Source organism: Mesorhizobium sp. KR9-304, assembly GCF_040049215.1.
Lineage (GTDB): Bacteria > Pseudomonadota > Alphaproteobacteria > Rhizobiales > Rhizobiaceae > Mesorhizobium_K.
This window is the reverse complement of record NZ_JBDZDN010000003.1, coordinates 141,816-168,790: the sequence shown is the minus strand read 5'-3', so window position 1 is coordinate 168,790 and position 26,975 is coordinate 141,816. Positions and strand designations below refer to the sequence as shown.

The following is a 26,975-nucleotide window of genomic DNA, read 5'->3' as shown; positions in this document are numbered from 1 at the left end:
GAAACGCCAGAGTGGAGGCCAGCATCATGGGAAGTCGCGCCGGAGGAAGACGCACGGGACCGAAATGCATCGCCATTGTCGGTCCCTTCGCCAGTGGAAAAACCACCCTTCTTGAAGCAATTCTGGCCCGAACGGGCGCCATACCCCGACAAAATCCAGTCTCTTCCGGCAACACCGTTTCCGACCATTCGCCCGAGGCCAGAGCCCACGCCATGAGCGTCGAGGCTTCCGTCGCCACGATCGACTTCATGGGCGAGAGCCTGACCTTCGTCGACTGCCCCGGCTCCGTCGAATTCGCCTTCGAGGCCGATGCCGTGCTTGCCGCATCCGATATCGCGGTGGTGGTCGCCGAGGCCGACGAGAAGAAGATCCCCGCCCTCCAGCTCATCATGCGCAAGCTCGACGATCTCGGCGTGCCGCGCATCCTGTTCCTCAACAAGATCGACAAGACGGCAGCCGGCGTGCGCGACACGCTGAAGATGTTGCAGCCGGCGAGCTCGGCGCCGCTGCTGCTGCGCCAGATCCCGCTGCGCAAGGACGGCGCGGTCATCGGTTCGATCGACCTGGCGCTGGAGCGCGCCTACATCTGGCGCGAATTCGCCGAGAGCGAAATCGCCGAGATTCCTGGAGACGAGAAGGCGCGCGAGATCGAGGCGCGCTTCTCGATGCTCGAAACGCTGGCCGACCATGACGATTTGTTGATGGAGCAATTGCTGGAGGAAAAGGAGCCGCCGCGCGACGAGGTGTTCGACGATCTTTCGGCCGACCTGCGCGACGGTTCGGTGACCCCCGTGCTGATCGGCACCGCGGAAAAAGGCAACGGGGTGATGCGGCTGCTCAAGACAATCCGCCACGATGCGCCTGATGTCGAGGCCACCCGCAAACGCCTCGGCGCACCCGACACCAGCGCCGCGGTCGTCCAGGTGATGAAGACGATCCACACCGCCCATGGCGGCAAGCTGTCGGTCTCGCGCATCCTTTCCGGCACGGTCGCCGACGGCTCCGAGCTTTGGCTGTCGGCAAGCGAGACGGCCAAGGTGTCGGGCATCTACCGGATGCTCGGCAAGGATCAGGCGAAACTCACGACGGCGAAGGCCGGCGACACGGTCGCGCTGGGCAAGCTCGATGCGGTCAAGACCGGGCAGACGCTGACCTCGGCCAAGGGCGGCATGAAGCCGCTGGTGGCGCTCGAGCCGCCGCAGCCGGTCTACGCCTTCTCGCTGCGGCCCAAGGAGCGCAAGGACGAGGTGAAGATGTCGGCGGCGATCCAGCGCCTTGCGGAGGAAGACCCGTCACTGTCGCTGCGCCACAATCAGGATTCGGGCGAAACGGTATTGTCCGGGCACGGCGAGATGCACCTGCGCGTCACCGTGGAGCGGTTGGAAGGCAAGAACCAGATCCCGATCGAGGTGCACCCGCCGGCAGTCCCCTATCGCGAGACGATCCGCAAGAGCGCAACTCAGCGCGGCCGCCACAAGAAGCAGTCCGGCGGTCACGGCCAGTTCGGCGATGTCGTCATCGACATCAAGCCGCTGCCGCGCGGCTCCGGCTTCAAGTTCACCGATACGATCACCGGCGGCGTGGTGCCCAAGCAATATATCCAGTCGGTCGAGACAGGTGTGCGCGAGTACCTGAAATCCGGCCCGCTCGGCTTCCCGGTCGTCGACATCGCCGTGAACCTGTCGGACGGCTCCTATCATGCCGTCGATTCCTCCGACATGGCGTTCCAGATGGCGGCGCGCGTCGGCATGAAGGAAGGCATGGCTCAGTGCTCGCCGGTGCTGCTCGAACCGATCATGAAGGTGGAGATCGCCACACCTTCGGAAACGACGCCGAAGATCACGGCGCTGGTGCCGCAGCGGCGCGGCCAGATCCTCGGCTTCGACGCCCGCCCCGGCTGGCCCGGATGGGACGTCGTCGAGGCGACCATGCCGCAATCCGAGATCGGCGACCTGATCATAGAGTTGCGCTCGGCGACGGCGGGCGTCGCGAGCTACAAGGCGACGTTCGACCACATGGCCGAACTCACCGGCCGGCTGGCCGACCAGGTGATGAGCGCCAGCGCGGGCAAGGCCGCCTGAAACAAAATCGGCTCGCTGGACGTAACAATCCTGCGGCGGCACGCGAACGTGATGTGAGGCGGGTTGATGCCGCCTCATTCGCATTCGATGTTGCCGCCAAGGAGCAAAACCCATGGTATCTGTTCATCGCCGCCCTTCGTGGGAGATCGCGGAACGGTTCGCCACGCCCGAGCCCGTCTTTCTCAACCGCCGGTCGATCCTCAAGGGTTTCGGCCTCGGCATGTTCGCGGCCGCTTCGCTCGCCGCCACCGCCGGGGCCCCCGCCGCGCAGGAGGCAGACCCGACCGCCGATCTGTACCCGGCGAAAAAGAACGAGGCCTACAAGCTCGACCGTCCCATCACCCCGGAAGAGATCAACGGAAACTACAACAATTTTTACGAGTTCGGGTCGAGCAAGAGCATTGCCGCAAATGCCCAGAACCTCGTCATCCGGCCGTGGGAGATCGCCGTCGACGGCCTCGTCGAAAAGCCCTTCACGATCGCCTTCGACGATCTGGTGCGCAAGTTCCCGCTGGAAACCCGTCTCTATCGCCACCGCTGCGTCGAAGCCTGGTCGATGACCGTTCCGTGGGCCGGCTTTCCGCTGAAGTCGCTGGTCGGCCTAGCAAAGCCGCTGGCGTCGGCCAAGTATGTCCGCTTCGAGACCTTTCTCGACCCCGACATGGCGAGCGGCCAGAACAGCTTCCTGTACCCCTGGCCCTACATCGAAGGCGTGACGATCGCGGAGGCCGCCAACGAACTCGCGTTCATCGTCACCGGCGCCTACGACAAGCCCGTCGCCAAGCAGCACGGCGCGCCGCTCAGGCTGCATCTACCGTGGAAATACGGCTTCAAGTCGATCAAGTCGATCCGCAGGATATCCTTCGTCGAGGAGCGCCCGGTCGGCCTGTGGGAGGCGCTTCTGCCATCGGAATACGGCTTCTGGGCGAATGTGAACCCCGAGGTGTCGCATCCGCGCTGGAGCCAGGCCACGGAGCGCGTGCTCGCCACGGGAGAGATCGTCCCCACCCTGCTTTTCAACGGCTACGGCGATCAGGTGGCGCAACTCTATGCGGGCATGGATCCTTCCACGCTCTACATGTGAGGCTGCTCACAGATTGAGCAGGGCGGCTGCCTGACCTAAATTTGGGCAATCCCTGCCGCAACCACGCGGCGCGGGCCGACAACAAGGAGATCAAGAAACAAAAAAGCCGGATCAAGAAGATCCGGCCAAGTTTGGTTGGAGTTGCCAGTAAAGGCTAAACCTCCAGAGGGGAACACTCCCAGGCGCTAATGGGAGGAGAACGCGCCCGAGAGATGATCGTTATATGTGCTCTCCCTGCCCATTAAACAAGCATGGAAGACGCAAGGCTCCCATGCAAAAAGCACAGGCCTGTGGTCCAGCAGACAAATGTTCAGTAGGACCAGCTACGCGCCTTGGCGATGACGAAGTCGCGGAAAGCGTGCAGTTTTGCCTGTTCCTTCATCGCCTCCGGATAGGCGAAGTAGGTATCGAAGGACGGCACTTCGGTCTCAGGCAGGAGTTGCACCAGCCCGGAATCCTTCTCGATCAGGTAGTCGGGCAGCATGGCGATGCCGACGCCCGTCTGCACGGCCCGGCGAATCGACAGCAGGTCGTTGATCTGCAGCGTCGGCACCCGCTGGCCGCCCTCGAAATCGCCGACCGTCTCCAGCCAGTTGAGTTCGCTCAGATGCGTCGGCACGGGCAGGCCAAAAGTCACGATGCGGTGGTTCTTCAGATCGTTGATGCTTTCCGGCTTGCCGTGCTTCACCAGATAGGACGGCGAGGCGTAGAGGTGGAAATGCACGGTGAACAGCCGCCGCTGGATCAGGTCCGGCTGCTGCGGCTGGCGCAGGCGGATGGCGCAGTCGGCCTGGCGCATGGTGAGGTCAAGCTCCTCGTTGGCAAGGATGAGCTGCAGGCTGATCTCGGGATAGAGTTCGGTGAACTCGTGCAGGCGCTGGGTCAGCCAGCCGGCGCCCAGCCCCACCGTCGTCGTCACCCTGAGCACGCCGGAAGGCCGGTCCTTGGCCTCCGTCAGCCGGGTCTTGATGGCTTCCAGCTTCATCAGCACGTCGTGCGCCGTGCGAAACAGCATCTCGCCCTGCTCGGTCAGGACGAGGCCGCGCGCGTGGCGATGGAAGAGCGGCACGCCGACATCGTGCTCCAGCGCGCTGACCTGGCGTGAAATCGCCGACTGGGACAGGTGCAGAGTCTCGGCGGCATGGGTGAAAGACCCAGCCTCCGCCGCGGCGTGAAACACGCGTAGCTTGTCCCAGTCCAGACTCATCACTTCCCCTCGGTCAGCCGGCTTGCACGCCGGTCTGCATGCTTTTCGTCTTATTCGGCGGCTTCGCGATGGGCTTCGATGCCGGCGAGATATTTTTCGGCCTCGAGCGCCGCCATGCATCCCAGGCCCGCCGCCGTCACCGCCTGCCGGTAGACGTCGTCCGCCACGTCGCCGGCGGCGAACACGCCCGGCACGTCAGCACGGGTGGAGCCCGGCTCTGTCCACAGGTAACCATTGGGCTTCTGCTTCAACTTTCCGGCAAACAGCTCGACCGCGGGCGCATGACCGATGGCGACGAACACGCCGTCGACCGGCAGCCGCGAAACCGCGCCGGTGCGCGTGTTGCGCAGCACCAGCCCGTTGGCCGAAGGCGGCAGCGGCGCCTTGCCCGGGGTGCCGGTGATCTCGTCGACCGCCGTGTCCCAGACGACCTTGACGTTCTCCTTCTTGAACAGCCGTTCCTGAAGGATGCGTTCGGCGCGGAAGGCGTCGCGGCGGTGGATGACCGTCACCGTCCTGGCGATGTTCGACAGATAGAGCGCTTCCTCGACCGCCGAATTGCCGCCGCCGATCACCGCGACGTCCTTGTTGCGGTAGAAGAAGCCGTCGCAGGTGGCGCAGGCCGAGACGCCGAAGCCCTGGTAGATGCGCTCGCTGGGGATGCCCAGCCACTTCGCCTGCGCGCCGGTGGCGATAATCAGCGCGTCGGCCGTGTATTCCGTGCCGGAATCGCCCTTGGCGCGGAACGGGCGGACGTCGAGGTTCACCTCGGTGACGATGTCGTTGACGATCTCGGCGCCGACATGCTCGGCCTGCTTCAGCATCTGCTCCATGAGCCACGGACCCTGGATGGGATCGGCGAAACCGGGATAATTCTCGACGTCGGTGGTGATCATCAGCTGGCCGCCCTGCTGCAGGCCGGCGACGAGCACCGGCTTCAGCATGGCGCGCGCGGCGTAGATCGCCGCCGTATAGCCGGCCGGGCCGGAACCGATGATGAGGACTGGCGCGTGCTTGAAGGTCATCGGACTGCTTTCGGAACGTGCGGAATCGAATGCCCGCACCGTGTTGGCGGGATCGCTGCTAATTTAGGTGCTGCAACCGCGCCCAGCAAGCAGGGGTTGCCCTTCTCCCCGGAAACTATGGGCTCCCCGGAAACTGCGGCCGCACGCTGCGCGAAAAAGGGCTGGCCGTCGGGATAAAGTAGTTTAATTGCAGGACTACGACAGATTCTTGCGCAGAAAGCCGCCATGCCCCTCAAGGCCGATCTCGATTCCATCGACTGGAAGATCCTGCGCGAGCTGCAGCGCGAAGGCCGCATCACCAATGTGGAGCTGTCGAGCCGCGTCGGAATCTCCGCCCCGCCGTGTCTGAGGCGCGTCAGGCGGCTGGAGGAGGCCGGCATCATCCGCGGCTATCGCGCGCTGCTCAACGCCCCTGCCCTTGGCCTCGACGTGGTCGCCTTCTGCCTGATTGGCCTGCACCACCAGTCGGAGGCGGAACTGAAGGCCTTCGCCGACCGCACCCGCAACTGGCCGATCGTGCGCGCCGCCTGGATGGTCTCGGGCGAATCCGACTTTTTGCTGCATTGCGTGGCGAGCGACCTCGCGACGTTCCAGACCTTCGTCATCGAGGAACTGACCTCTTCGCCCAATGTCGACACGGTGCGCACCGCGCTGACCATCCGCCAGGTCAAGGACGAGGGGGTCGTGGCGATCGGGTAAGGCCAGGCGCAATGTGCCTCGCTAGGCACAGGCCATCTCCCGAGTTCGAATATTTAGCAGTTTAAGATCAGGATAGGTATATATGAAGCAATCCGACGTTCTTATATGCGTTTTCTCTTTCAACATGGGAAGTACGTTGGACAACTGCCTAAGTTCTACGGAAGCGCTTTGCGGCGGCATTGATGTCGTCATTATGGATGATAATAGCGTCGAACCCCGCACCGTGAAAGTTATTGAAAAATGGAAGGATCGCTTCAAAGTCTTCGTTAACACCGATCCCAAAGAGGGGCGCAAGCACGGGAATCTCTATCGCAACATCCAAAAGATGTTCGATTACGCTCGAGAGCGAGGCTACCGATACCTCTTCATGGTTCAGGACGACATGCAGTTCGTCCGTCCGCTTACCGGCGAGATTTTGGCGCAGTACGGTAGACTGTTCGATGCTGATCCGAAGCGACTACAGGTCGATCCCCGTTTTCTGAAGCGGGGGCAACGGGTCGAGATCGTGAAGGACGGCTACGTCAAGAACGACCGCGCTTCCTACGTAGATGTGGGGATAGTTCACCTCGATCGACTTACTGAAAGCGGATGGCAAATGGTGGAGGGCGAGCGGCAAAACAAGCGAGCCCTGGCCGCTATGGGCTACATTCGTGTGCTCGCGCGCACGCCGGTCCTTATGCATGTACCATTTCCGCCGCGCTACCGGAATGGAAGCCTTAAGCGCTCCATGCTACTGCGCAGGGGTAGCTACAGCTACTATCCAATGACGGCTTCACAGATCGAGCACATGGATTCACGCGATCCGTCGAGCTTGCCGACCTATCGCCGGTTTCTATCCGTGCGCAACATGACGCCGATTGGTCTGCTTGCTTATTGGTTCCGGAAAGACCTACGCATTTTCGCGTAACCGCTGCTCAAACAATCAACTTTCCGTGGCACTTCCAAAGAGCGGAATGCCGCTCTCGGAAGAAAACAACGGGTCGCTGGTATATATCCGCGCGCCTCGTGCCAAGGCTTCCGCCAGAACCATGTTGTCAGCATCGACGTGGTTTCGAACTCGGCCCTTGTCATTGTAGGCATGGCCGGCTTGCGTCAGCGAAAAGCCAGTCATCACTACAATGGAGCTGCCCATATGAAGGCAGAGCAGCGCCAGGAGTATGCCGTTGGAGGGCCGCTCGGCATGCGTTACTCGGCGACCAACCGCGCTCGAAACTATTTCGATGCGACGAGCCTCGTCCAAGACGCTGATGCGGGAGTATGAATAGCCGAGCATGGCGAGGCGGATTCGCAGGTGGGTTCTGCGGGTCTGCCATATCACCGTGCCCGTGCTCAATCCTCTGAGCACGCTTTGTGCTTCCCGGTTGACGGGCCGCTTCTGCAGCACCGCGTTGCCAAACAGCGTCAGGTCAGGCGATCCGCAGCCCATCGACGACGCGACGACTTGGGAGGCGTTCACGGTTGCAATCGTCCAAGCATCATTGAAGCCGTCAGGGAGTTTCGCTCCCGGGCCGGAGCCAATCACAAGGGCGGGACCTTGCAACGCAGGAAGCTTCGGCTCGGGCCTCAGCAGAAGGGACGATATTGATTTCGCGTTCAGCATGGCAACTAAGCGCTGGCCTTGGACTTCTTGTGCACCTGCCAATCGGATGCGGAGACTTTGAAGTCAGGCGCCAGGAAGTCCACCATTTGCTCTATCGGATCGCGATCGATGCGGAAATGAATAAAGCGAGGGTTGCCGGCAAAGTGACCGAGCACCTTGGCTGTGTGCTCGGCATGCTGGCGGCGCCAGATATCAAGGACACCATCTTTGTCGGTGGCGTGGTAGGCCATGGCCCTTTGAAGGAAAGTGCCCTTGGAATGCTGCACTCGCGACCGTAGCCAGGCTTCCACATCGCGGTCGTTCAAGACGAAATATGCTCGCGGGAATGCTTCATGAAGGGCCGGAAAAAAACTGTTGCCCTCGACGAAGCGCGTCTCTGACGCGGAGATCATATCGCTGAACGCTGTCCACGGGGAAAGGTATTCGCGCAGAGCTTCGAGGTCGCCGAGCCGGGCTTCAATGCCGTCGGTTATGTTTTCCTTCTGAGGGCTCAACCAATGAACGGAGCGTATGCCCGATCCCGTCATCAATTGATGAAAGGAGTTGGTGCCGCATCGGTTGAACCCGATAAAGAATATCTTGACGTCCGGCGATTTGCGCTGCCGCAACTTGTTCGACAGATAGGCGACCAAGCTCCCCAATGCACCCTCCCAATGATCCTGTTCGACGGCTAGCCTACCTGGTGACCAGGGGGAAGTCCTTGCTGTAGCGCAGGTCCTGAAAGTCCTTGGAATAGAGATCGGCCACCATCCTTATCGTCTCAGGCGTGTAAAATTCTCCAAGACGACTATCGGACGACGTCTGCTTGCCGACATCGGACGGGTATAGGCCCTCCAATCTCCCGTCGGGAGGCTGGAGACCAACGCTTTTCAACAATGAAAGCATCTCCGATTTGAAGTTCTCGAACCGCACGACCGTGTCATATTTGTCGAGCGGCAGGAACATCACTTTGGTCTGCAGGTCCCAATGAGCGTCCCTATCCAGCCCGCCATCACTGAGGTAGCTGACAAAGTTCGTGAAGCCGGAGCGTGTCAGGTCGAACGCGCCGTGAAGGTTCCTGTAGTGCTCATCTTTGAATCTGAAAAGAAACGCTGAGAGCACCCGAGAGTAAGGATTTCTGGTGACGACAAAGAAGCGTGTATTCCGAAGGTTCGCGATTTCGGAAGGAGACAGATCGAGAAGTTTGCGGGAATTGCGTTTTGCAAGCGCCCGGCTTTCACCAACACCGGACTCCATCTCTCTCAGGAGCATGACTACGGTCGTGTTGGCGTTCTTCTTTATGCGATTGTAGGCAAGGCCGAGGCTTGGATAGACGGCGATCTTTTTCCAAGCTTTATGATTGACGTGCGTGACTCCGAAACGGCCCCAAAGAACCGATGCGGCAAGCGCGGCTTTTGCGATTCTGGCCGGCTGCATCACACGTCGGGTTTCAAGCAGAGCCACGTTGGCTGTTGCGCATATACGTTCTCCTTAACCTGCGGCTCAATCAGATAAACAGACAACTGATGAGATGCCGAAAAGTCGTTAACAGCCTTCATAACCAAAGGATATTTCGGGGAGTAATCGTCCCCAGAGAAGAGTCCACCCGGCTTAAGCTTTGGCCACCAGTCCTCAAGGGTTTTCCCACCGTCTTGCCCGGTTCCTGCGTAGCCATCGATGTAGACGAAGTCGAAGAAGCTATCCGGGAAAATCGGCAAGGCCTCGTCGAAGCGTAGCCTAATTACCGAGTTTCGCGTGCGGTGCTTGTCCAAACGCTGAATAGCTTCCCGGTATTGTTCGACAGTGTGGCTTCGATCGCCTGCCCACATATCGACTGAATAGAGATAACCCAGGTCAGAATTTTCGAGCAGTGCGCTAGAGAATTCGCCCTTGGCGACACCCAGTTCAACACCTATGCCGCCCGGCCGTATCAATCTTCCGATATCGCTACGGCGTTCAAACTTGCCACCAAAAAACTCCGACGCATTGGGGGGACGCGCGCCTGAGAACTGGACAGGCTGCCACGCTTTTTTCTCCTTACGCAAACCCAGCCGGGTACGAAGCGCACGTAAAAGAGCCATTCCTATTCGTTCTCCCGCGACCCGCCGGACTTCTGTCTTTCCTTCTCTCCATAGCGGCAGATGCAAGGAAGCGGTTCTTCGACGGCAGCATCGATGTCGCGTTCGTCCAGTTGGGCGCGCAGTTCAGTGTTTCGGCTTTGAATCATCGCGGGTCTATAGCGCCTGCACTGCCGCACCACAATCGCGGACCGAGGTCACTGCTTCAACGCGCGCTCGATGCGAGCCGTCAGATCAGTCGTGATGCGCGACTTGGTTGCTGAAATATCAACCAGCTGAGGCAGGTTCGCGACTTTCCCTGCGAATATCTTGTTCCAGAAACTCGGCTTGTTCAGCCGCGGAATCCCGACTTCATCGATTATCCGGGTGCGATAGTTGTCGGGACCGACAAAGGCTGTCGGGATGCCCATCGCCACGCAAGGCATGGCACAATGTATTCTTGAGGTGACAACGTACTTGGCCAAACGTCCATAGGTCTCGACTACGCCCTTCGCGTAGGACAGTCTATTTTCCCAGGGAACGTCGATGAATCGATGGCTTACGTTCTTAATCTTGAGCCCTTTCGAACTCTTGATGTCACCGAACGGGCCTGAATTCGCTTCGACGAAGTAGATCGAATCCGGGTTCCGTTGCGCCGGAGCGTTGAACGTGAGCGTGGCGCAGTAAGACAAGTACGCGTCGACACCGAGCGAGCGAATGAACTCGGTCGTGCCAGGGTCACGGCATCCGATCGGTTCATGACGCTTGAGATACTCGGCATGCCTTGCAACGTTTGCGCGGGCACGCTTTTGCACGTGAAAACCGAAGAATATTGGCTTGATGCGATCGCTTGGTGGCCAGTTCTCGGTCTCGTCGAGAAACCAACCGTTCAAAACCAAAAGCGTCTCTGGACCGTCATAAGTGTTGAGGTGATCGCGGTGGATGAAAACGTCTATCGGTGGCAAATGCTGGATGACGGCGGCGGTCTGGATATCGTCCCCAATGTTGTTACCCGACCAAGACAATGCGCCAATTTTCATGAAGTCCTCATTGCAATTTTTCGATCTCCCAGGAACCGACGCCGGGCAGCCAAGCAAACGCTACACCAAGTTCCATCCGCGCTCTTGGGTGAGAGCCAAGGCGAATTGACGTTCAGCGGACCAATCATGATGCCCCTTCTTATCGCGCTTCCTGTAGAAAGTTGTCGAACTTTTAAAATCGAACCCGAATATGCGCACATCCGTTTGGCCAGCGAACATCGCAACCATATCAAGTGCCATTGCACCGACTGACGGCGGTGCATGCAGAATGTCGGCGAGTTGGCGCCAGCGCCATTCCGGATAGAACAGCTGCTCGGGATCTTCACATAAATCGCGATTCTCGGGGTGCATCCAGATGCGCAGAGCGTTGTGAAACGAGCCGGCATTCCGCCACCTCAACCAGCGCCCCTTCGCACTGCCAAGGTTCATTTGAAGGGCAGGCATCGTACTAAAGCAATGAATGTCGGTCCGGCGCCCCTGGGCCTTGCGATTAATCGGTATGCCGGCGTTCATCCGCAGCACACAACCACTGTCGATCAACGCGCCATGAGTGCTGGCGAGAAGCGAAGTTGCATTGCCCACGATCGACAGCGGCCGACCTGCCACGACGCGACCCAGTTCAAGTCTCAGCCGATCTTCGTCACTCATGAACGCTTCCTTTTCCTCCCCCAACGTAGTCGTGGAGAGGCGATCCGATCACTGGTTGTTGCTTCGGCAGCAGGCGGCTGATGCGCTCAAAGCAGTCGTGTCGCTCAAGCATCTCGTTCGCGAACGCCTGCGTTTTCAGAATCGAACTGGGTGCTATCCAGGAACTGTATCATGGCAAGGTCTTCTGCCTGATCCTTCTCGATACTCTCAAGGGCGATCGTGAGCCTCGTCTTGCGCTTCTCCCAAAGTGTCGGCGAAACCCCGCCGCGCTCGATCTTCCGCGCGAACTCCTCTTCGGAGCGCGTGTAATAGTGGTTGAGCTGGAGATGGCGCGCCGAATAAAAACCGGGCGACTTGCGCTTGTCGAGCGGAACCACCTGCCCCACGTCGTTCGCGGTACGGTCGCCGAACTCCCTGGTGTGAAAGTGATGCACGCTGACCTCCGACACCGCGCAGGGGTCGACGATGCACTTGAAGTTCATCGCGTTCTCCAGGCGGCTCATCGGGTCCGCCGCACGCAAGGTGTAGCTGCGCGTCACCGGGCCGGCCGGACGCGTCTTGTGGCCGCTCGTCCCGAACATGTGCCATGGCAGCGAGATGTTCGGGAAGCCATTGGCCCCGGCCAGCGCCTCCTCGATGGTGCGTCCCGTTTTCGGCAGGATGAATTCGTCCACGTCAATGAAAGACATCCAGCGAAAGTCGGCCCCGAAGTTGAGAATCGCATGAGCGAAGGCGAGCACCTGGCGATTGAGCGGCAGGCCCATCCTGACGTCGCGCATCCCGAACCGCCACGGCAGTATCGTCAGTTCCTCCCTAGGCAACAGATCGCGCAAGATAGCCAGGGTGTGGTCGGTCGATCCGTCGTCGTATATAAAGAAATGGCGCACGCCCACCGCCCGGTGGAACGAGGCCCATTCGGCGATATAGTGCTCCTCGTCGCGCAGAACCGTCGCAATCGCCACGCCGCTTCGATCCGCCCCGGCCTGGGGCGGCTCGATTTCTATGCGTTTCGTGAACGGAGCTTTTCTATTGAATAGTCGCATGAACTCGCTCGCGCTCAGGGCTCCAGCCTTGCCACATACGGGATGCCGATCTCGGCAAGCCGCGAGGCCGGCGAATAGTTCTCCAGCACGATGGCTTGCCGGGCGCACTCATCCCTGAATATGCGCAGCGCCGCAAGTATTCTTGCTCTCGCCGCGCCGAGCCGCGACATCGCCTGGTCCCCGTCCGTTTCGTAGAATCTCGGCTTTCCCGCGTTCGTCAGGTCGATGCCCGCCAGGCCGATGCGCGACGGTCCGAAGGACAGCGCGAGCTGGGCGGCGGTGGCCGCCACGCTGCCCGCAGGCATCAGGCCCTTTTGGGGGGCGAGCGATATCGCGGATTTCCCGTCGTTCGACCAGCGCAGGAACGGCAGCCTGCGCAACTCGGCCGTATCCGGCCTTCGCCTGCCGTACGGCCGGTGCAGGAAGTCGAGATGATGCACCTGTTGCGACGCCAGCCAATCCGGCGCCGTCTCGCAGAGCGAGCGGATCACGCTTGTCGAGAGGTAGCAATGCGTACCCGGCGGCACCGTGGCCGCGAGAAGCCGCCAGTGCCGCCACACGAAGCGCTCGTCCTCGACGACCACGCCGAGCGGTCTCGGCGCGCCCTCTGCGATCAGGTGGATCGCCCCGTTGAGCAGCAGGGCAGATGCGATCGGGATGCGCTCCCTCGCCTGCCTGGCGAGCGACGGCCCCGACCCGACGACGACGATCTCGGCGATCCCGCCCGCCGCCGGATACGGCAATAGCGGCGCGACAAGCCTGCCGCGATGGAGAATGGCGCCGTCGCCGGCGGCGCCCGGCCGCGTCAGCTCGAGGTCCGGCCACCATTCCTCCGCATGGGCGTTGGCCCAGCCGTAGCGCAACAGGCAGTAGAGCCTTGCGAGATAGCGTCGCGGCGGACGGTTGGGCCGCGGGCCGAGCATCACCGCCCCTCCGCGCCGAGCCGCCGGTAGATCGCAATCAGGCTGTCCGCCTCCTGCTGGAGCCGGAACCGCCGCTCGACGTGGTCGCGCGCGGCCTGCCCTTGCTTCTCTGCCAGCGACGGGTCGGCGAGATAGGGCCGTATTGCCTCAATCAGCGCCCTGCCGTCGCCCGCAGGCGCCACGGCGCCGGTCTCGCCCGCCACGACCATCTCGGCATAGGCGCCGGCGTCGCTCGCCACCACCGGCGTCGCGGAGGCCATCGCCTCCAGCGGCGTCAGTCCGAAACCTTCGTTGCGCGACGGCGCGACGTAGAGCGAGAGCCGGCGGAACCACAGCTTTATGTCCGGCACCTCGCCGAGGAAGACGATGCGGTCGGCCAGGCCGGCCTTGGCGATCCTGGCCTTGAGCGCCTGCGCGAAACCGAAATTCTCGGCCGTCACGCGCCCGGCAATGACGGCCGTCCAGTCGGGAAAGCGCGGCAGCAGCTCGATCATGGCGTCGACGAAGAGGTCGGTACCCTTCTGCTGCCTGATCCGGCCGAAGCAGCCGACCGCGAAGCGGCCGGGCAGGCCGGATGCGGCGAACGCGTCGTCGCCGCCGCGCGGCGGGTGGAAGACGTCGAGGTCGATGCCATGCATGACCACCTCGTGCGGCACATCGAGATAGGAGCCCGACCGCGCGCTGGTGGCGATCACCGCATCCATTCGCCGCATCAGCCATCTGGTCAGCGGCTGGTGGTAGCGCTGCGCGGCGGAGGTGAAGAGCAGACGGAGCGGCGCGCCGAAAACCCGCCGCAAGAGCAGTCCGGCGACCATCTCGGTGTTGCGCCTGGCGTGCCAGACGCGCTTGCGCCCCGAGGCCGGCCGGGACAGCAGCGCGGGCAGCTGCCACCAGCGCATCCTGGGCAGGCTGTCGGGCAGGCCCGGTCCGATCGTCGCTATGCCGATGGTGCGCGCCTGCACGGGCACGAGCTGGACGATCGTGCTGGTGACGCCCGAGAGCCTGAACTTCAGGTTCGGCGCGACGACCTCAATCCGGGACATGTCGAGCGTTTGCGACTGTGAGGTTGCCCGGTCTGGTTGCCCCGGAACGGATGCCAACCTTGCCACTCCTCAACAGACCCTAGATATATTTGACCTTGAGGACCTCGTAGCCGCGCGCGCCACCCGGCGCGTTCACTTCGATGGCGTCGCCGACTTCCTTGCCGATCAGCGCGCGTGCGATCGGCGACGAGATCGAGATGCGGCCCGACTTCACGTCGGCTTCCTGGTCGCCGACGATCTGGTAGGTCTTCTTCTCCTCGGTGTCCTCATCGATGAGCACGACGGTCGCGCCAAACTTCACCTTCTCGCCCGACAGCTTCGAGACGTCGATCACCTCGGCGCGCGCGATCAGATCCTCGAGCTCGTTGATGCGGCCCTCGTTCAGGCTCTGCGCCTCCTTGGCGGCGTGATATTCGGCGTTTTCCGACAGGTCGCCATGCGAGCGCGCCTCGGAGATCGCCTCGATGATGCGCGGCCGCTCTCCCTGCTGGCGCCAGCGCAGCTCTTCCTTGAGCGTATCGAAGCCGGGGGCGGTCATCGGGACCTTGTTCATTTCACTCGACCTTTCCTGCCACCGGCCTTCGCGCGATCCTGTTTGAGGCAGGCGGGGCATAAAAATAAAAGCGGCCCGGCAGCGTCGGCTAACGGAACCACTTCAACTCAACGACACGAACTATAGCGATCCCGCGCGGATTTTCACGCAAAAAAAGCGCATCCAGCGTCTTTCAAAAGAGAATTCGCCCGCAAATTCGCCGAAAGGCCTCGCTCAACTGGTTGTGAAGCCTCGTGAAGCGGCTGGATCGCAACCTTGCATTGCCCTTTGCCCGCAAAAGCCTACCTCAATCCCATGAACAGGTTTTCCTCCTTCCTAGCCGCCATCGCGCTGATGCCTTGTCCGGCTCTTGCGCAATCGACCGTGCTCCAGACCGAGGCCGTGCCCATAGAGACCGAGGTTATCGCCGAAGGGCTGCGCAATCCCTGGGGCCTCGACTTCCTGCCGGACGGCGATGCGATCGTCACAGAGCGGCCCGGCCGCATCCGGATCCTGTCTCGCGGGGCGTTGTCGAAGCCTGTCGCCGGCGTGCCTGAAGTGGCTGCTCGCGGCCAGGGCGGCCTGCTCGACATCGTCGCCGCGCCCGACTTCGCCAGTTCGAATCTCGTATTCTTCAGCTTCTCCGAACCCGGGCGCGGCGGCGCGGGCACCGCGGTGGCGCGCGCCAAGCTGGTCCGTGACGGCGCTTCGGCGCGCCTCGAGGACGTGACGGTCATCTTCTCGATGGCGAAGAAGACGACGGTGACGCGCCATTTCGGCTCGCGGCTGGTCTTCGCCCCTGATGGTACGCTGTTCGTCACCACCGGCGACCGCGGCGAGCGAGACCGCGCGCAGGACATGCAGGACCATGCCGGCTCGATCATCCGCATCAATGTCGACGGCTCGATTCCGGCCGACAACCCCTCGCCGGACGGATCGAAACATCTGCCGGAAATCTGGTCCAAGGGTCACCGCAACGCGCAGGGCGCGGCATACGATCCGGTGCTCGGCGGGCTGCTCACCGTCGAACACGGCGACAAGGGCGGCGACGAAGTCAACCAGCCTCAGGCAGGCAAAAACTACGGCTGGCCGGTGATCAGCTATGGCGTGAGCTATGCCGGCAGGAAAATCGGCGTCGGCTCAGAGGCGCCAGGCTACGAGCAGCCGCTGTTCTACTGGGATCCCTCGATCGCGCCGTCGGGCCTCGCCGTCTATCAGGGCGACATGTTCCCCGAATGGAAAGGCGATCTGATCGTCGGCTCGCTGAAATTCGCGCTTGTCTCACGGCTCGACCGCGACGAATCCGGCAAGATCCTGGGCGAGGAGCGCATGCTCCAAGGTGCGTTCGGACGCATCCGCGACATCAACGTCGCGCCGGACGGTTCGATCTGGCTGCTCACCGACGAGCGGGATGGCCGGATCATCCGGCTGAGCCGGGCGGATTGATTGCGGGCGTCCGCCTACAAAGTCGGAACTTTTGCGGCGAAAAGGCATTCCTTCTCCAGTCACCTTTCAGGTGATGTCGGGCTCTGGCCCGCGCAAAGCCCGCCGCGATGTCAGCAGCGGGCTTTCGCTTCAATCGAAAAGGAGAACAGTAATGGATTGGAACCGCGTCGAAGGAAACTGGAAGCAGTTCAAGGGCAAGGTCAAGGAACAGTGGGGCAAGCTCACGGATGACGACCTCGACCGGATCGCCGGCAAGCGCGACCAGCTCGAAGGCAAGATCCAGGAACGCTACGGGATCGCGAAGGACCGCGTTCGCCGCGACGTAGACGACTGGTACGGCCGGCAGAGCTGGTAGTTGATCCGGCGGGGCTGCTCAGCAGCCCCGCCACTTCTTGGCAGCCGAGGACGCCTCAGCCCTTGAGGTAGGCGTCGATCTGCTGGGCGAGCAGCGCATATTCCTGACAGCCCTTGCCGCAGCGCTTCTCGATCTCGGTCAGCTGTTCCTTCGCCGCCTCGACATTGCCCTGCTGCAGGTAGGCTTCGCCCATATATTCGCGCACCAGCGTGTAGTCGGGGTTGTGTCGCAGCGCCTCCTGATAGTAGCCGAGGCCGACGGTGACGCGGCCCGCCTTGCGGTGCGAATAGCCGAGATAGTTGAGGATGCGCGGATCGGTCTTATCGGCGGCGAGGCTGAGGATGGTGATCGCCTCGCCGTAGCGGCCCTGCTCGGCGAGATAGCGGCCAGCAAGGTACAAGCTGTCATCGTCGACAGCGCCACGCTGAGCATCGACGCATTTCTTCGTCTTCTTGTCCCAAACCTGGCCGTTCTTGCACTGGTCCTGGCCGCCGTCACTGCCGCTACTGCCCCCACTATCTCCACCGCCACCGCCGGCCGTCAATGCGGGGGCAGCCAGCAGCGGCAGAACCAGAAACGCTGCCGCGGCAAGTTTCGTCATACGGATTTGCATGGAATGACCTCCTGAAATGCACCTATCATGATACTAACGTATCGAGGCGACGATTTCATCCACATGCCGCTGAGGCTATCTGGTGCAACGAGCGGGTAACCGCGAACGACTACCCTCCAGCCCTTGCCGGGCGGCCCGCAAACATCGACCAGGTGTAGAGCGCGAGAGCGGTCCAGATCAGCGCGAAGGCAATCATTTTCCAGACGCCGAACGGTTCCCTGAAAACGAAAACGGCGATCAGGAACACCATGGTCGGCGCCATGTATTGCATGATGCCGATGGTCGAGAAGCGCAGCAGCTTGGCGCCGAAGCCGTAGAGCATCAGCGGCACGGCGGTCGCCGGTCCGCAGAGCACGAGGAGCAGCATGTTTTCCGGCTGCGAGAAGACGAAGTGCCCCTCCCCGCGCGCGGCGAGCCAGGCGACATAGGCCAGCGAGGGCACGCTAAGGATGATCACTTCAAGGAAGAAGCCCTGGCTCGGACCGATGGGCAGCGTCTTGCGCAGATAGCCGTAGATGGCGAAGGACGTCGCCAGCGCCAGCGATATCCACGGCAGGCCGCCGGCTTCGAACGTCAGGATAGCCACCGCGACCACCGCGAGGGCGACCGCCGCCATCTGCAGGCGGGTCAGCTTCTCACCCAGGAAGACTGCCCCCATCGCCACAGTCATCAGCGGGTTGATGTAGTAGCCGAGCGCGGTCTCGACTGTGCGGTCTACCGCGATCGCCCACACATAGATGCCCCAGTTGAGCGTGATCAGAGAAGCGGTGAGTGCGGCGAGCGCCAGCGTGCGGGGCGAGCGGAGCGCCGCCTTGATGTCGGCGGTGCGCCCCATCGCCAGGAGCACGAGGCCGGCGATCGGCACCGACCAGATGATGCGGTGCGCCACCACCTCGACGGTCGGAATATGCTCGACCAACTTCAGGAAAAGCGGCAGCACGCCCCACAGCGTGTAGGCCGAGAAGGCGAACAGGAAACCGCGCGTCGCCGCCTTGTCGGCGTCGGCCCGGGCGGAGGATGCAGTTTCGGACTCTACGGCCATGGCGCCGATATGGTGCCCGCCGGCCGCGATGACCATCTCAAAATTCTGATGGATCAAACACTTCCGGCTGATGGATCAGTCGGCGATTCAACCTGAAGAACGGTGGACCGGAGCCTATTCGGCGGCGACCAGCCCCGCCATCTCGCGGTTTTTCATCAGCTTGTAGACGATGGAATCCATCAGCGCCTGGAAGGAGGCGTCGATGATGTTGTCCGACACGCCGACCGTCCACCAGCGCGCGCCGGAAGCATCGCGCGACTCGATCAGGACGCGGGTGATGGCCTCGGTGCCGCCGTTGAGGATACGCACCTTGAAGTCCGACAGTTCGAGGTCGCCGATCTCGTTCTGGTATTTGCCGAGATCCTTGCGCAGCGCGATGTCCAGCGCGTTGACCGGACCGTGGCCCTCGGCCACCGACATGCGTTCCTCGCCGTCGATCTCCACCTTCACGATCGCCTCCGACACCGTCTTCAGATTGCCGACCGCGTCGAAGCGGCGCTCGACCATGCAGCGGAAGGAATTGACGCGGAAGAATTCGGGCACGGCGTGGAGGGTCCGGCGCGCAAGCAGTTCGAAGCTCGCGTCGGCGCCTTCATAGGCATAGCCCTGGGCCTCGTGCTCCTTGACGATCGAGATCAGCGTGTCGAGCCGGCTGCCGTCGGCCGGCACCTCGATGCCGCGCCGCTTCAGCTCGGAGATGAAGTTCGCCCTGCCGCCCTGGTCCGACACCATCACCCGGCGGCGGTTGCCGACCGTTTCCGGCGGCACGTGCTCGTAGGTCGCCGGCTCCTTGGCCAGCGCCGAAGCGTGGATGCCGGCCTTGGTGGCGAAGGCCGACTGCCCCACATAGGGCGCCTGCGCTTCCGGTGCGCGGTTCAAGAGCTCGTCGAAATTGCGCGACAGCCGCGATATGCCCGAGAGCGACTCGGCTGTAATGCCGGTCTCGAATTTTTCCGCGAAAGCCGGCTTCAGGAGCAGCGTCGGGATGATCGAGATCAGATTGGCGTTGCCGCAGCGCTCGCCTATGCCGTTCAGCGTGCCCTGGATCTGGCGCACGCCGGCCTCGACCGCCGCCAGCGAATTGGCGACCGCCTGGCCGGTGTCGTCATGCGCGTGGATGCCGAGGCTATCGCCCGGAACGCCCGACGCGATGACGGCCTCGACGATGGCGCGCACCTCCGAAGGCTGAGTGCCGCCATTGGTGTCGCACAGAACCACCCAGCGCGCGCCGGCGTCATGGGCGGCATTGGCGCAGGCCAGCGCGTAGTCGGGGTTGGCCTTGTAGCCGTCGAAGAAGTGCTCGCAGTCGACCATCGCCTCCTTGGCCGAAGCGCGCGCGGCCTCCACCGAGGCGCGGATGGCGTCGAGGTTCTCCTCGTTGGTGCAGCCGAGCGCGACGCGCACGTGATAATCCCAGCTCTTCGCCACGAAGCAGATCGCGTCCGACTTCGCCTGCACGAGCGCGGCCAGCCCCGGATCGTTGGAGGCCGACACGCCGGCGCGCTTGGTCATGCCGAAGGCGACGAATTTCGCGCGGGACGTGCGCTTCTCGGCGAAGAACGCCGTGTCGGTCGGGTTGGCGCCGGGATAGCCGCCCTCGACATAGTCCAGCCCGAACTCATCGAGCATGCGCGCGATCGCGATCTTGTCCTCGACCGAAAAGTCGATGCCCGGCGTCTGCTGACCGTCGCGCAACGTCGTGTCGAAGAGGTAGAGGCGCTCGCGTTTCATTTCTTCCCCGCGAACCTGTCGGTCGCCCGGATGAGCTGGTCGAGGATGCCGGGTTCCGAGAAGGCGTGCCCTGCCCCTTCGATCAGGTGGAACTCCGCCTCCGGCCAGGCCTTGTGCAGCGCCCAGGCGTATTTGGCCGGGCACGGCATGTCGTAGCGGCCGTGCACGATGACTCCAGGAATACCGTGAAGCTTGTGCGCGTCGCGGATGAGCTGCCCCTCCTCCAGCCAGCCGGCATGGACGAAATAGTGGTTCTCGATACGCGCGAAGGCGAGCGCGAACTCGTCCTCGCCGAACTTGCCTGAGGTCTCGGGGTCGGGCAGCAGCGTGATCGTCTCGCCTTCCCAGATGCTCCACGCGCGGGCGGCCTCGATCTGCGCCTTGCGGTCGGTACCGGTGAGCCGCTTGCGATAGGCGGCCATCATGTCGCCGCGCTCGGCTTCAGGAATCGGCGCAACAAACCGCTCCCATTTGTCGGGGAACATCTCCGACACGCCGGCCTGATAGTACCAGTCGAGTTCGCCTTTGGTCAGCGTGTAGATGCCGCGCACGATCAGTTCGCTGACGCGCTCCGGATGCGTTTCCGCATAGGCCAGCGCCAGCGTCGAGCCCCAGGAGCCGCCGAACACCTGCCATTTGTCGAAGCCGCACATCACGCGCAGCCGCTCGATGTCGGCCACCAGATGCCAGGTGGTGTTCGCCTCCAGGCTGGCGTTGGGCGTCGATTTTCCGCAGCCGCGCTGGTCGAACAGGATCACGTCGTAAAGCTTGGGATCGAAGACGCGGCGCTGCTTCGGCGACGTGGCGCCGCCTGGCCCGCCATGCAGGAACACCGCGGGCTTGGCGCCCCTCGTGCCCACGCGCTCCCAATAGATCGTGTGGCCGTCGCCGACATCCAGCATGCCTGTTTCGAACGGCTCGATCTCGGGATACCAGCTTCTCAATTGGCTCATGATTGTCTTTCGGATTTGCTGTCTGGCCCGCTCCCTGCCGGCGGCCATTCCTCGGTGTCGTGGTCGGGATGCTGGTAGGAGACGAGGTCGGCGAGATAGCTCGCCGAGCCGATGTCGGCCATCGTGTCCTCCTGCGGCAAGCCAGGGATTTCGTCGACGTAGGGCAGCTTCGCCTCGACGCCCCACTGGATGGTCGGCGCGATCTCGGCGGGTTCATCGAACGCGCCGATCGCCAGGCCCACGCCGTCGGGCGCGGTGAAGGTCAGCGGCGTCCCGCATTTGTCGCAGAAGCCGCGCTGCACATGGTTGGAGGAGCGGAAATAGCTGGGCTCGCCGCGCGTCCAGGTCAGCTTCGCCTGCCGCACCGAAACCAGCGGCATGTAAAAATTGCCGGACGCCTTCTGGCACATGCGGCAATGGCAGACCGAGGCGTCGCCGAGCGGCCCCTCGACATGGAAACGCACCGCGCCGCACTGGCATCCGCCCGAATATTGAGGCCTGTTGTCGAGGCTCATCATCGCATCCTCTTACCGCGCTGATTCATGTTGCGTGCGCAAGCCATTGGATTCGTTCACTCCGGCCCATGGGCAGGTTTGTGGCAGACGGCTTCGATGTTGTTGCCGTCGGGATCGAGCACGAAGGCGCCGTAATAGTCGGGGTGGTAGTGCGCCCTGATGCCGGGCGCGCCATTGTCCCTGCCGCCGGCAGCCATCGCGGCCTTGTAGAAGGCGTCCACTTCGGCGCGGTTGCGCGCTGTGAAGGCCACATGCCTGCCGGGGCCGGGCTCCCCGCCTTCGCGCAGCCACCAATCAGGTTTCTCGCGGCCGTATCCGCCGACGTTCATGCCGCCGGTGAATTCCTTGGGCACCGTCATGATCAGCCTTGCGCCCAGCGCGCCGAGTGCTGCGTCATAAAACGCCTTCGACTTTGCCCAGTTGGAGACAACGCAGCCCGTGTGGTCGATCATCGCTTCACCTCCCATGTAGTCACGCGTTCGCCCGTCGCGGGGTCCTTGCCGTCCTTGAGCTGGATGCCCTGTGCGAGGAGTTCGTCCCGGATGCGGTCGGCTTCGGCCCAGTTCTTCTGGGCGATGAGGGCAAGGCGTGCGAGGATTTTTTCATTTTGGCTGTTTAACGTGCCGCTATCAAACATTGACCGCCATTCGCCGAAGCTAAGCGGGCCGCTAAGAAATCTAATAGAGGCCTCAGCGACCTCTCGAATTTTCTCGTTTTCTTTAAGCAAAATCCGAATGCCATCCTGAGCGCTGATAAAATTCAATGATGCATTAAGCGCTGTCCTCTTCTGCTCTTCGCTCAAACTTGGATCAATCATTGTCGATATAAATAATATTCTGTTATAATCTTTGATGAGCACACCAAGGCTGGTTAGACACCAGATAAAATTCTTAGCTTTTCGAAAATCTGTAACCGCTTCATTCGATAATTGATTTACGTAAAAAATGGCCTCAACTGTATTAAGGTCATTAGTCAGAATATGCAGAAATTGCGAATCTGGCTCAAGTTTAAATCCTTGAGCGCCTGATATTGTTTTTGCGACGCTTGTCCAATGTTTTATCCGAGCTTCTGCCTCCTCCAACCGCGCAAGGCTAAAATCGATGGGCTGCCGATAATGCGTCATCAGCATCGCCAGCCTGAGCACCTCGCCCGGCCATTTGCGCCCCCCGAACTTCTCCGTATTCAACAACTCATTGATCGTGACGAAATTCCCCTCGCTCTTCGACATCTTCCTGCCTTCGACTTGGAGAAAACCGTTGTGCATCCAGATGTTGGCCATGCGCTCGGTGCCGAAGGCGCAGCAGGATTGCGCGATCTCGTTCTCGTGGTGCGGGAAGACGAGATCGATGCCGCCGGCGTGGATGTCGAAGACGTTCTTCTGCGGGTCGTCGCATTTCAGCCCGCCGCCGAACGGCTCCAAAAGCTTCGCCATCGACATGGCCGAGCATTCGATGTGCCAGCCGGGACGGCCGAGCCCGTCGATTCCTGACGGAGACGGCCAGCCCGGCTCGCCCGGCTTGGACGGTTTCCACAGCACGAAATCCATCTCGTCCTCCTTGTAGGAGGCGACGTCGACGCGGGCGCCGGCGAGCATCTCGTCGAGCGAGCGGCGCGCCAGCGCGCCGTAGCGCGGCGACTTCACGCGCGCCGCCATGCGCTTGGGCGAAAAAAGCACATGGCCTTCGGCGACATAGGCGACGTCGAGGTCGATCAACCGCTCGATCATCGCCTTCATGGCGTCGATATGTTCGGTGGCGCGCGGCTGGAATGTCGGCTCCAGGCAGCCCAGCGCCTTCACGTCGGCCTGAAACTGCGCGTTGGTCTCCTCGGTGACCTTGCGGATCGCCTCGTTAAGCGGCAGGCCGGGATAGTTGCGCGCGGCGCGCGCGTTGATCTTGTCGTCCACGTCGGTGATGTTGCGGACATAGGTGACGTGATCCGCGCCGTAGAGGTGCCTCAAGAGCCTGAACAGCACATCGAAGACGATGACGGGCCGCGCATTGCCGATATGGGCGAAGTCGTAGACCGTCGGACCGCAGACATACAAACGCACGTTCTCGCGATCGATGGGGACAAAATCCTCCTTCGTCCGCGTCAGCGTGTTGTAGAGCCGCAGTTTCGCGTCGGACATATGTAACCCCTGCCTGCCGGCCTGGGCGTTTTTTCATCTCTCATGAAGAAGGCGAAAACGTCCGGACCAGCGCGTGCGCTAGCCAATAATGCAAATGCCGCAAATGGCAAAAGACGTTTTCATGGGCGGCTTTATGGCCTTCCCCTGCCGCCGACGTCAAGTCCGGCCTCCCGGCAAGCCTTCCAAATTGTAACCGCAAGGCAACACCGGCGGCAAATCACGGATACATGCCGCTCTTACGGATTGTTGCAGTCGGGACTCAGTTTATGACCGAAACCGCTAGGGCGTTGGAATCGTAAGATTCTATTAAACATGTCGGGACATCAACTGGGGGGAGAAGGCGGGAAATCCGGTACGCGTCACGATTTGGTCCCATTGGATGACCATGTCCGGACCTCGCCACAGACGACCATGACCAAAGGGAAGAAAGAAATGTCACCGAAGAAGAGCGAAGCCGAACGCACGACCGCCAAGGCGGCCCCGGCTCTCGCCAAGCACTACCGCGCCATCGGCCCGGCGGCCATCGTCGCGGCGCTGATCTGCGCGCCGAAGAAGAAGCAGGCGACAGTGGCCAACAAGGCTGCCTGAAAGTCCCGGCGCGAGACCGCGGAAGACAGCCGCGACGCGCCTGAAGACCGATCGGCTGGAATCCTAGAATAGCGTCAGTTGCCCGGCATCGCCGGGCATTTGCCTTTCAGGCGCGGCCGTAAGTTCCGGCGCGGGTTCGACGCGCTCCTGCAGATCCGGACCGGTGTTCGCGACCTTGTTGACCTTATCGGATACGGGGATCGCCTCGAAAAGCCCCTCTTCCGGCGGGCGCATCAAGTCGGCCACGTCGCGTGGCTCCTGAGTCCGGCAATCGAGCCAGCGCGAGAAATGCTCGGGCTTGATCACCACCGGCATGCGGTCATGGATATGGGCGATGTCGGGGCTCGCGCCCGTGGTCAGGATCGCGGCGGTATCGATCTCCGATCCGCCCGGCTCGGCATAGGTCTCCATCAGCCCGCCGAAGGCGACGATGCCGCCGCTCCTCGGCCGCACCCAATAGGCCTGCGGGCGCCGGCCGACGCGCCGCCATTCGTAGAAGCCGGAGGCCGGGATCAGCACGCGGCGGTGGCGCATGGCGGCCTTGAACGACGCCTTTTCGGCCGCCGTCTCCGAGCGCGCATTTATGTTCAGCGGCATGTCGGCCGGGTTTTTGGCCCAGGCCGGGATCAGCCCCCAGCGCGCCAGCATGGCGCGCCGGTCGGGAAGGTTGGAGCCCGGCTCGCGCCGGTTGCCGGCGATGACCAGCAGGATAGGCTGCGTCGGCGCGATGTTGTAGCGCGGCGGAAAATCCTCGACATCGATCAGCCCGAGCACCGCCAGCAATTCCTCCAGGCTGGCCGTGAAGGCGAAGCGTCCGCACATTTGCTTTGATGCCTTTCGAATCGTCAGGCACAAGGTGGGGCCTCGAACCCGCGCCGGCAAGGATGCCGGTGGAAAACCGGCCGGCACGGACATGACTGGAAGACAGATCCTCGCCGCAGTCTCCGTTGCCCTGCAGCACGACAACCGTCTGTTGCTGGTGCTGCGCGGACGTGCGCCCTCGCTCGGCTACTACGCCTTTCCTGGCGGACGCGTCGAACCCGGCGAGACGCTTGAGGAAGCCGCGCGGCGCGAGCTCGCCGAGGAAACCGGGCTCTCGGCCGGCCCGCTCTCCCCGCTGGTGCGCGTTGCCGTCGGGGGCGACGAGGTCGACTACGACCTCCAGGTCTTCTTCGGCCGCTATGCCGGCGGCGAGCCCGTGGCAGCCGACGACGCCGCCGAGGCGACCTTCTTCACGCTGGTGGAGATGGAGGCGCTGCCGGTGCTGGACTCCGTGCTGGAGGTGGGACGCGGGCTGCTGGGGAAGTAGGCGATAGGTGTGTCTGCGGATCTCGGAGAAGATCGACGCGGATAGACATATTCGCCAACCCGTTGATTTCGCTCGATCCCGAAAAATAATCGGGCCTGTTCATTCACACCGATCGAACCTCCCGCATACTTTGGCCATCGCCCTCGCGGGAACCTGGTGCGCACCGGGTATCAGGGAGGGCGGCGGCGCCGGATCGGTCGCGCTAACGGTGGCGCGGCTGGGTGATGAACCCCCAGGTCCGGGCCCCGACGGAGACCAGCGGCAACGGCCGTGTCCTCCGCCGGGGCAAGAACGCCGGCGGGGCGCGGGAGACCGTGCCACGTACTAACAAATTGAGAGGCTCGGCCCCGTGCCCCGCTTCCCGACTTCTCCTCCCGACGGCGAGGAGCGTTCTTTGAAGAGGCCAGACGCTTCGGCGGGCGTGGCAACGGTGAAGCTTGCCTTTCCCTCCTCCCCCGAGGGAGGTAGCGCATCGGAGCAGAATCCGCCTTGCGGCGGCCAAATTGTTTCGCCACAAGGGCGGCATGCGGCGGCTTACCACAATCATGGCGGCTCTGGTTCTGATCGCCCCCCTGGCGCTGTCGCGTCCGGCGGCGGCGCTCGACGCGCCCTACGAGGCCGGTCTCCTGCGCATCGCCGAGGTGATGGGCTCGCTGCATTTCCTGCGCAATCTCTGCGGCGACAAGGGCAACCAGTGGCGCAGCACGATGGAGCGGCTGCTCGCCGCCGAAAATCCGGTGCCGGAGCGGCGCGCACGCTTCATCGCGAGCTTCAATCGCGGCTACCGTTCCTTCGAGAGCACCTACACCAAGTGCACCGCCTCGGCGACGGAAGCGATAAGCCGATACACGATCGAGGGCGAGAACCTTGCCCGCGACCTCGCCGCCCGCTACGGAAATTAAGAGGCGGTTAACTTTTCGCCCATGCCGGGGCGTACATGGCCGCCCGGCTGTGTTAGAAGCTTAATGGGACATTAAAGGGACAGGTCAAGTTGAACCAAACGTGCTCGGTTCAACGCCTGAAAGGTGGAATTCCGCATGGAACATGGCGTCACCGACCTCGACGCGCTGGTCAGGGAGGAAAAGCGGCTTAGCGCTGCTGAAAATCACAGCGAAGCCTGGGCCGAGGGACTGTCGGCCGGTATCGAACCCGAGATCATCGCCGAGGCGGCGCTCACCACCGCGCTTGCGGAACTGCTGCGCGCCAGCGGCGAGCCCGCGGCGCTGACGATGATCGAGCGCATGCGCGACCGGGTGATCGCGGGGGAATTCGCGCCGGATCAATCGCGGCATTGACTGGACCCGTCCGGCCGTTCCCTGATCGAACGGGAG

At 62.4% G+C, this 26,975-nt stretch carries 30 protein-coding genes; 10 read left to right on the top strand and 20 right to left on the bottom strand.

Going from position 1 to position 26,975, the window contains the following annotated elements:
• Positions 1-26: 26 nt before the first annotated feature.
• Positions 27-2,081, top strand: a complete 2,055-nt coding sequence (locus ABLE71_RS17020; protein WP_348784660.1) for an elongation factor G — start codon at positions 27-29, stop codon at positions 2,079-2,081.
• A gap of 112 nt (positions 2,082-2,193) precedes the next feature.
• Positions 2,194-3,165 carry a protein-methionine-sulfoxide reductase catalytic subunit MsrP gene (gene msrP / locus ABLE71_RS17015; RefSeq protein WP_348784659.1) on the top strand — a complete coding sequence of 324 codons (972 nt, stop codon included), beginning with the start codon at positions 2,194-2,196 and terminating at the stop codon, positions 3,163-3,165.
• A gap of 310 nt (positions 3,166-3,475) precedes the next feature.
• Here the strand turns inward: msrP and ABLE71_RS17010 are convergent, their stop codons facing one another.
• Positions 3,476-4,372, bottom strand: a complete 897-nt coding sequence (locus ABLE71_RS17010) for a LysR family transcriptional regulator (protein WP_348784658.1) — start codon at positions 4,370-4,372, stop codon at positions 3,476-3,478.
• 50 nt (positions 4,373-4,422) lie between these two features.
• Positions 4,423-5,397, bottom strand: coding sequence for a thioredoxin-disulfide reductase (gene trxB, locus ABLE71_RS17005; RefSeq protein ID WP_348784657.1), 975 nt, complete (start codon positions 5,395-5,397; stop codon positions 4,423-4,425).
• A 225-nt stretch (positions 5,398-5,622) separates the two neighbouring features.
• On the opposite strand from trxB, the gene ABLE71_RS17000 reads away from it, so the two are divergent.
• Together ABLE71_RS17000 and ABLE71_RS16995 are read left to right on the top strand one after the other, a co-directional pair.
• Positions 5,623-6,096 (top strand): Lrp/AsnC family transcriptional regulator, encoded by a 474-nt coding sequence (locus ABLE71_RS17000; RefSeq protein WP_348784656.1) that lies wholly within the window; start codon positions 5,623-5,625, stop codon positions 6,094-6,096.
• A gap of 82 nt (positions 6,097-6,178) precedes the next feature.
• Positions 6,179-7,003: a glycosyltransferase gene (locus tag ABLE71_RS16995; RefSeq protein ID WP_348784655.1), complete on the top strand. Its 825-nt coding sequence runs from the start codon at positions 6,179-6,181 to the stop codon at positions 7,001-7,003.
• Between the two features lie 15 nt (positions 7,004-7,018).
• Here ABLE71_RS16995 and ABLE71_RS16990 read toward each other — a convergent pair whose 3' ends face one another.
• From ABLE71_RS16990 to greA, 10 genes are all read right to left on the bottom strand, one after another.
• Complete coding sequence (locus tag ABLE71_RS16990) at positions 7,019-7,696, bottom strand: hypothetical protein (RefSeq protein WP_348784654.1); 678 nt, start codon at positions 7,694-7,696, stop codon at positions 7,019-7,021.
• A gap of 5 nt (positions 7,697-7,701) precedes the next feature.
• Positions 7,702-8,328: a sulfotransferase gene (locus tag ABLE71_RS16985; RefSeq protein ID WP_348784653.1), complete on the bottom strand. Its 627-nt coding sequence runs from the start codon at positions 8,326-8,328 to the stop codon at positions 7,702-7,704.
• A gap of 43 nt (positions 8,329-8,371) precedes the next feature.
• Positions 8,372-9,139 carry a sulfotransferase family 2 domain-containing protein gene (locus ABLE71_RS16980; protein WP_348784652.1) on the bottom strand — a complete coding sequence of 256 codons (768 nt, stop codon included), beginning with the start codon at positions 9,137-9,139 and terminating at the stop codon, positions 8,372-8,374.
• Positions 9,112-9,756: a class I SAM-dependent methyltransferase gene (locus ABLE71_RS16975; protein ID WP_348784651.1), complete on the bottom strand. Its 645-nt coding sequence runs from the start codon at positions 9,754-9,756 to the stop codon at positions 9,112-9,114. Before ABLE71_RS16975 ends, ABLE71_RS16980 begins: the two co-directional genes overlap by 28 nt.
• Before the next feature lie 194 nt (positions 9,757-9,950).
• The gene (locus ABLE71_RS16970; RefSeq protein WP_348784650.1) at positions 9,951-10,772 is read right to left on the bottom strand and encodes a polysaccharide pyruvyl transferase family protein; all 822 of its coding nucleotides are present in this window, start codon (positions 10,770-10,772) and stop codon (positions 9,951-9,953) included.
• Positions 10,773-10,832: 60 nt separating this feature from the next.
• The gene (locus ABLE71_RS16965; RefSeq protein WP_348784649.1) at positions 10,833-11,420 is read right to left on the bottom strand and encodes a hypothetical protein; all 588 of its coding nucleotides are present in this window, start codon (positions 11,418-11,420) and stop codon (positions 10,833-10,835) included.
• A 104-nt stretch (positions 11,421-11,524) separates the two neighbouring features.
• On the bottom strand, positions 11,525-12,463 hold the full coding sequence (locus ABLE71_RS16960) for a glycosyltransferase family 92 protein (protein ID WP_348785141.1): 939 nt from the start codon (positions 12,461-12,463) through the stop codon (positions 11,525-11,527).
• A 14-nt stretch (positions 12,464-12,477) separates the two neighbouring features.
• Positions 12,478-13,386: a glycosyl transferase gene (locus ABLE71_RS16955; protein WP_348784648.1), complete on the bottom strand. Its 909-nt coding sequence runs from the start codon at positions 13,384-13,386 to the stop codon at positions 12,478-12,480.
• Positions 13,386-14,429, bottom strand: coding sequence for a glycosyltransferase family 4 protein (locus ABLE71_RS16950; RefSeq protein ID WP_348784647.1), 1,044 nt, complete (start codon positions 14,427-14,429; stop codon positions 13,386-13,388). Before ABLE71_RS16950 ends, ABLE71_RS16955 begins: the two co-directional genes overlap by 1 nt.
• Positions 14,430-14,508: 79 nt before the next feature.
• A complete protein-coding gene (gene greA / locus ABLE71_RS16945; RefSeq protein WP_348784646.1) occupies positions 14,509-14,982 on the bottom strand; it encodes a transcription elongation factor GreA in 474 nt (157 codons plus the stop codon).
• Positions 14,983-15,276: 294 nt separating this feature from the next.
• Between greA and ABLE71_RS16940 the strand changes: the two genes are divergently transcribed.
• Entirely contained in the window at positions 15,277-16,407 is a 1,131-nt protein-coding gene (locus ABLE71_RS16940) for a PQQ-dependent sugar dehydrogenase (protein ID WP_348784645.1), read from the top strand.
• 151 nt (positions 16,408-16,558) lie between these two features.
• Complete coding sequence (locus tag ABLE71_RS16935) at positions 16,559-16,762, top strand: CsbD family protein (protein WP_348784644.1); 204 nt, start codon at positions 16,559-16,561, stop codon at positions 16,760-16,762.
• A gap of 55 nt (positions 16,763-16,817) precedes the next feature.
• On the opposite strand, the gene ABLE71_RS16930 is transcribed toward ABLE71_RS16935, so the two are convergent.
• The 7 genes from ABLE71_RS16930 to cysS all read right to left on the bottom strand — a co-directional run bounded on the left by ABLE71_RS16930 (position 16,818) and on the right by cysS (position 23,747).
• Complete coding sequence (locus tag ABLE71_RS16930; RefSeq protein ID WP_348784643.1) at positions 16,818-17,375, bottom strand: tetratricopeptide repeat protein; 558 nt, start codon at positions 17,373-17,375, stop codon at positions 16,818-16,820.
• Positions 17,376-17,484: 109 nt separating this feature from the next.
• Complete coding sequence (gene rarD / locus ABLE71_RS16925; protein ID WP_348785140.1) at positions 17,485-18,417, bottom strand: EamA family transporter RarD; 933 nt, start codon at positions 18,415-18,417, stop codon at positions 17,485-17,487.
• Positions 18,418-18,531: 114 nt separating this feature from the next.
• The gene (cimA, locus tag ABLE71_RS16920; RefSeq protein ID WP_348784642.1) at positions 18,532-20,148 is read right to left on the bottom strand and encodes a citramalate synthase; all 1,617 of its coding nucleotides are present in this window, start codon (positions 20,146-20,148) and stop codon (positions 18,532-18,534) included.
• On the bottom strand, positions 20,145-21,104 hold the full coding sequence (gene pip / locus ABLE71_RS16915; protein ID WP_348785139.1) for a prolyl aminopeptidase: 960 nt from the start codon (positions 21,102-21,104) through the stop codon (positions 20,145-20,147). Before pip ends, cimA begins: the two co-directional genes overlap by 4 nt.
• Positions 21,098-21,616, bottom strand: coding sequence for a GFA family protein (locus ABLE71_RS16910; protein WP_348784641.1), 519 nt, complete (start codon positions 21,614-21,616; stop codon positions 21,098-21,100). The genes pip and ABLE71_RS16910 overlap by 7 nt, the downstream gene beginning before the upstream one ends.
• A gap of 56 nt (positions 21,617-21,672) precedes the next feature.
• Complete coding sequence (locus ABLE71_RS16905; protein WP_348784640.1) at positions 21,673-22,068, bottom strand: VOC family protein; 396 nt, start codon at positions 22,066-22,068, stop codon at positions 21,673-21,675.
• Entirely contained in the window at positions 22,065-23,747 is a 1,683-nt protein-coding gene (gene cysS, locus ABLE71_RS16900; protein ID WP_348784639.1) for a cysteine--tRNA ligase, read from the bottom strand. The genes ABLE71_RS16905 and cysS overlap by 4 nt, the downstream gene beginning before the upstream one ends.
• A 432-nt stretch (positions 23,748-24,179) precedes the next feature.
• Between cysS and ABLE71_RS16895 the strand changes: the two genes are divergently transcribed.
• A complete protein-coding gene (locus ABLE71_RS16895) occupies positions 24,180-24,335 on the top strand; it encodes a transcriptional regulator (RefSeq protein ID WP_348784638.1) in 156 nt (51 codons plus the stop codon).
• A 63-nt stretch (positions 24,336-24,398) separates the two neighbouring features.
• Here the strand turns inward: ABLE71_RS16895 and ABLE71_RS16890 are convergent, their stop codons facing one another.
• Complete coding sequence (locus ABLE71_RS16890; protein WP_348784637.1) at positions 24,399-25,157, bottom strand: SOS response-associated peptidase; 759 nt, start codon at positions 25,155-25,157, stop codon at positions 24,399-24,401.
• A 91-nt stretch (positions 25,158-25,248) separates the two neighbouring features.
• Here ABLE71_RS16890 and ABLE71_RS16885 point away from each other — a divergent pair, with 91 nt between their 5' ends.
• The 3 genes from ABLE71_RS16885 to ABLE71_RS16875 all read left to right on the top strand — a co-directional run bounded on the left by ABLE71_RS16885 (position 25,249) and on the right by ABLE71_RS16875 (position 26,939).
• Positions 25,249-25,644, top strand: a complete 396-nt coding sequence (locus tag ABLE71_RS16885; protein ID WP_348784636.1) for an NUDIX domain-containing protein — start codon at positions 25,249-25,251, stop codon at positions 25,642-25,644.
• Between the two features lie 524 nt (positions 25,645-26,168).
• Positions 26,169-26,546: a TIGR02301 family protein gene (locus ABLE71_RS16880; protein ID WP_348785138.1), complete on the top strand. Its 378-nt coding sequence runs from the start codon at positions 26,169-26,171 to the stop codon at positions 26,544-26,546.
• A gap of 135 nt (positions 26,547-26,681) precedes the next feature.
• Positions 26,682-26,939 carry a hypothetical protein gene (locus tag ABLE71_RS16875; RefSeq protein ID WP_348784635.1) on the top strand — a complete coding sequence of 86 codons (258 nt, stop codon included), beginning with the start codon at positions 26,682-26,684 and terminating at the stop codon, positions 26,937-26,939.
• Positions 26,940-26,975 lie beyond the last annotated feature (36 nt).

Coding starts and splice junctions, on each gene's coding strand:
- ABLE71_RS17020 (WP_348784660.1), top strand. CDS start 27: ATGGGAAGTCGCGCCGGAGGAAGACGCACGGGACCGAAATGCATCGCC.
- msrP (WP_348784659.1), top strand. CDS start 2,194: ATGGTATCTGTTCATCGCCGCCCTTCGTGGGAGATCGCGGAACGGTTC.
- ABLE71_RS17010 (WP_348784658.1), bottom strand. CDS start 4,372: ATGAGTCTGGACTGGGACAAGCTACGCGTGTTTCACGCCGCGGCGGAG.
- trxB (WP_348784657.1), bottom strand. CDS start 5,397: ATGACCTTCAAGCACGCGCCAGTCCTCATCATCGGTTCCGGCCCGGCC.
- ABLE71_RS17000 (WP_348784656.1), top strand. CDS start 5,623: ATGCCCCTCAAGGCCGATCTCGATTCCATCGACTGGAAGATCCTGCGC.
- ABLE71_RS16995 (WP_348784655.1), top strand. CDS start 6,179: ATGAAGCAATCCGACGTTCTTATATGCGTTTTCTCTTTCAACATGGGA.
- ABLE71_RS16990 (WP_348784654.1), bottom strand. CDS start 7,696: ATGCTGAACGCGAAATCAATATCGTCCCTTCTGCTGAGGCCCGAGCCG.
- ABLE71_RS16975 (WP_348784651.1), bottom strand. CDS start 9,756: ATGGCTCTTTTACGTGCGCTTCGTACCCGGCTGGGTTTGCGTAAGGAG.
- ABLE71_RS16970 (WP_348784650.1), bottom strand. CDS start 10,772: ATGAAAATTGGCGCATTGTCTTGGTCGGGTAACAACATTGGGGACGAT.
- ABLE71_RS16965 (WP_348784649.1), bottom strand. CDS start 11,420: ATGAGTGACGAAGATCGGCTGAGACTTGAACTGGGTCGCGTCGTGGCA.
- ABLE71_RS16960 (WP_348785141.1), bottom strand. CDS start 12,463: ATGCGACTATTCAATAGAAAAGCTCCGTTCACGAAACGCATAGAAATC.
- ABLE71_RS16955 (WP_348784648.1), bottom strand. CDS start 13,386: ATGCTCGGCCCGCGGCCCAACCGTCCGCCGCGACGCTATCTCGCAAGG.
- ABLE71_RS16950 (WP_348784647.1), bottom strand. CDS start 14,429: ATGTCCCGGATTGAGGTCGTCGCGCCGAACCTGAAGTTCAGGCTCTCG.
- greA (WP_348784646.1), bottom strand. CDS start 14,982: ATGAACAAGGTCCCGATGACCGCCCCCGGCTTCGATACGCTCAAGGAA.
- ABLE71_RS16940 (WP_348784645.1), top strand. CDS start 15,277: ATGAACAGGTTTTCCTCCTTCCTAGCCGCCATCGCGCTGATGCCTTGT.
- ABLE71_RS16935 (WP_348784644.1), top strand. CDS start 16,559: ATGGATTGGAACCGCGTCGAAGGAAACTGGAAGCAGTTCAAGGGCAAG.
- ABLE71_RS16930 (WP_348784643.1), bottom strand. CDS start 17,375: ATGCAAATCCGTATGACGAAACTTGCCGCGGCAGCGTTTCTGGTTCTG.
- rarD (WP_348785140.1), bottom strand. CDS start 18,417: ATGGCCGTAGAGTCCGAAACTGCATCCTCCGCCCGGGCCGACGCCGAC.
- cimA (WP_348784642.1), bottom strand. CDS start 20,148: ATGAAACGCGAGCGCCTCTACCTCTTCGACACGACGTTGCGCGACGGT.
- ABLE71_RS16910 (WP_348784641.1), bottom strand. CDS start 21,616: ATGAGCCTCGACAACAGGCCTCAATATTCGGGCGGATGCCAGTGCGGC.
- ABLE71_RS16905 (WP_348784640.1), bottom strand. CDS start 22,068: ATGATCGACCACACGGGCTGCGTTGTCTCCAACTGGGCAAAGTCGAAG.
- cysS (WP_348784639.1), bottom strand. CDS start 23,747: ATGTCCGACGCGAAACTGCGGCTCTACAACACGCTGACGCGGACGAAG.
- ABLE71_RS16895 (WP_348784638.1), top strand. CDS start 24,180: ATGTCACCGAAGAAGAGCGAAGCCGAACGCACGACCGCCAAGGCGGCC.
- ABLE71_RS16890 (WP_348784637.1), bottom strand. CDS start 25,157: ATGTGCGGACGCTTCGCCTTCACGGCCAGCCTGGAGGAATTGCTGGCG.
- ABLE71_RS16885 (WP_348784636.1), top strand. CDS start 25,249: ATGACTGGAAGACAGATCCTCGCCGCAGTCTCCGTTGCCCTGCAGCAC.
- ABLE71_RS16880 (WP_348785138.1), top strand. CDS start 26,169: ATGCGGCGGCTTACCACAATCATGGCGGCTCTGGTTCTGATCGCCCCC.
- ABLE71_RS16875 (WP_348784635.1), top strand. CDS start 26,682: ATGGAACATGGCGTCACCGACCTCGACGCGCTGGTCAGGGAGGAAAAG.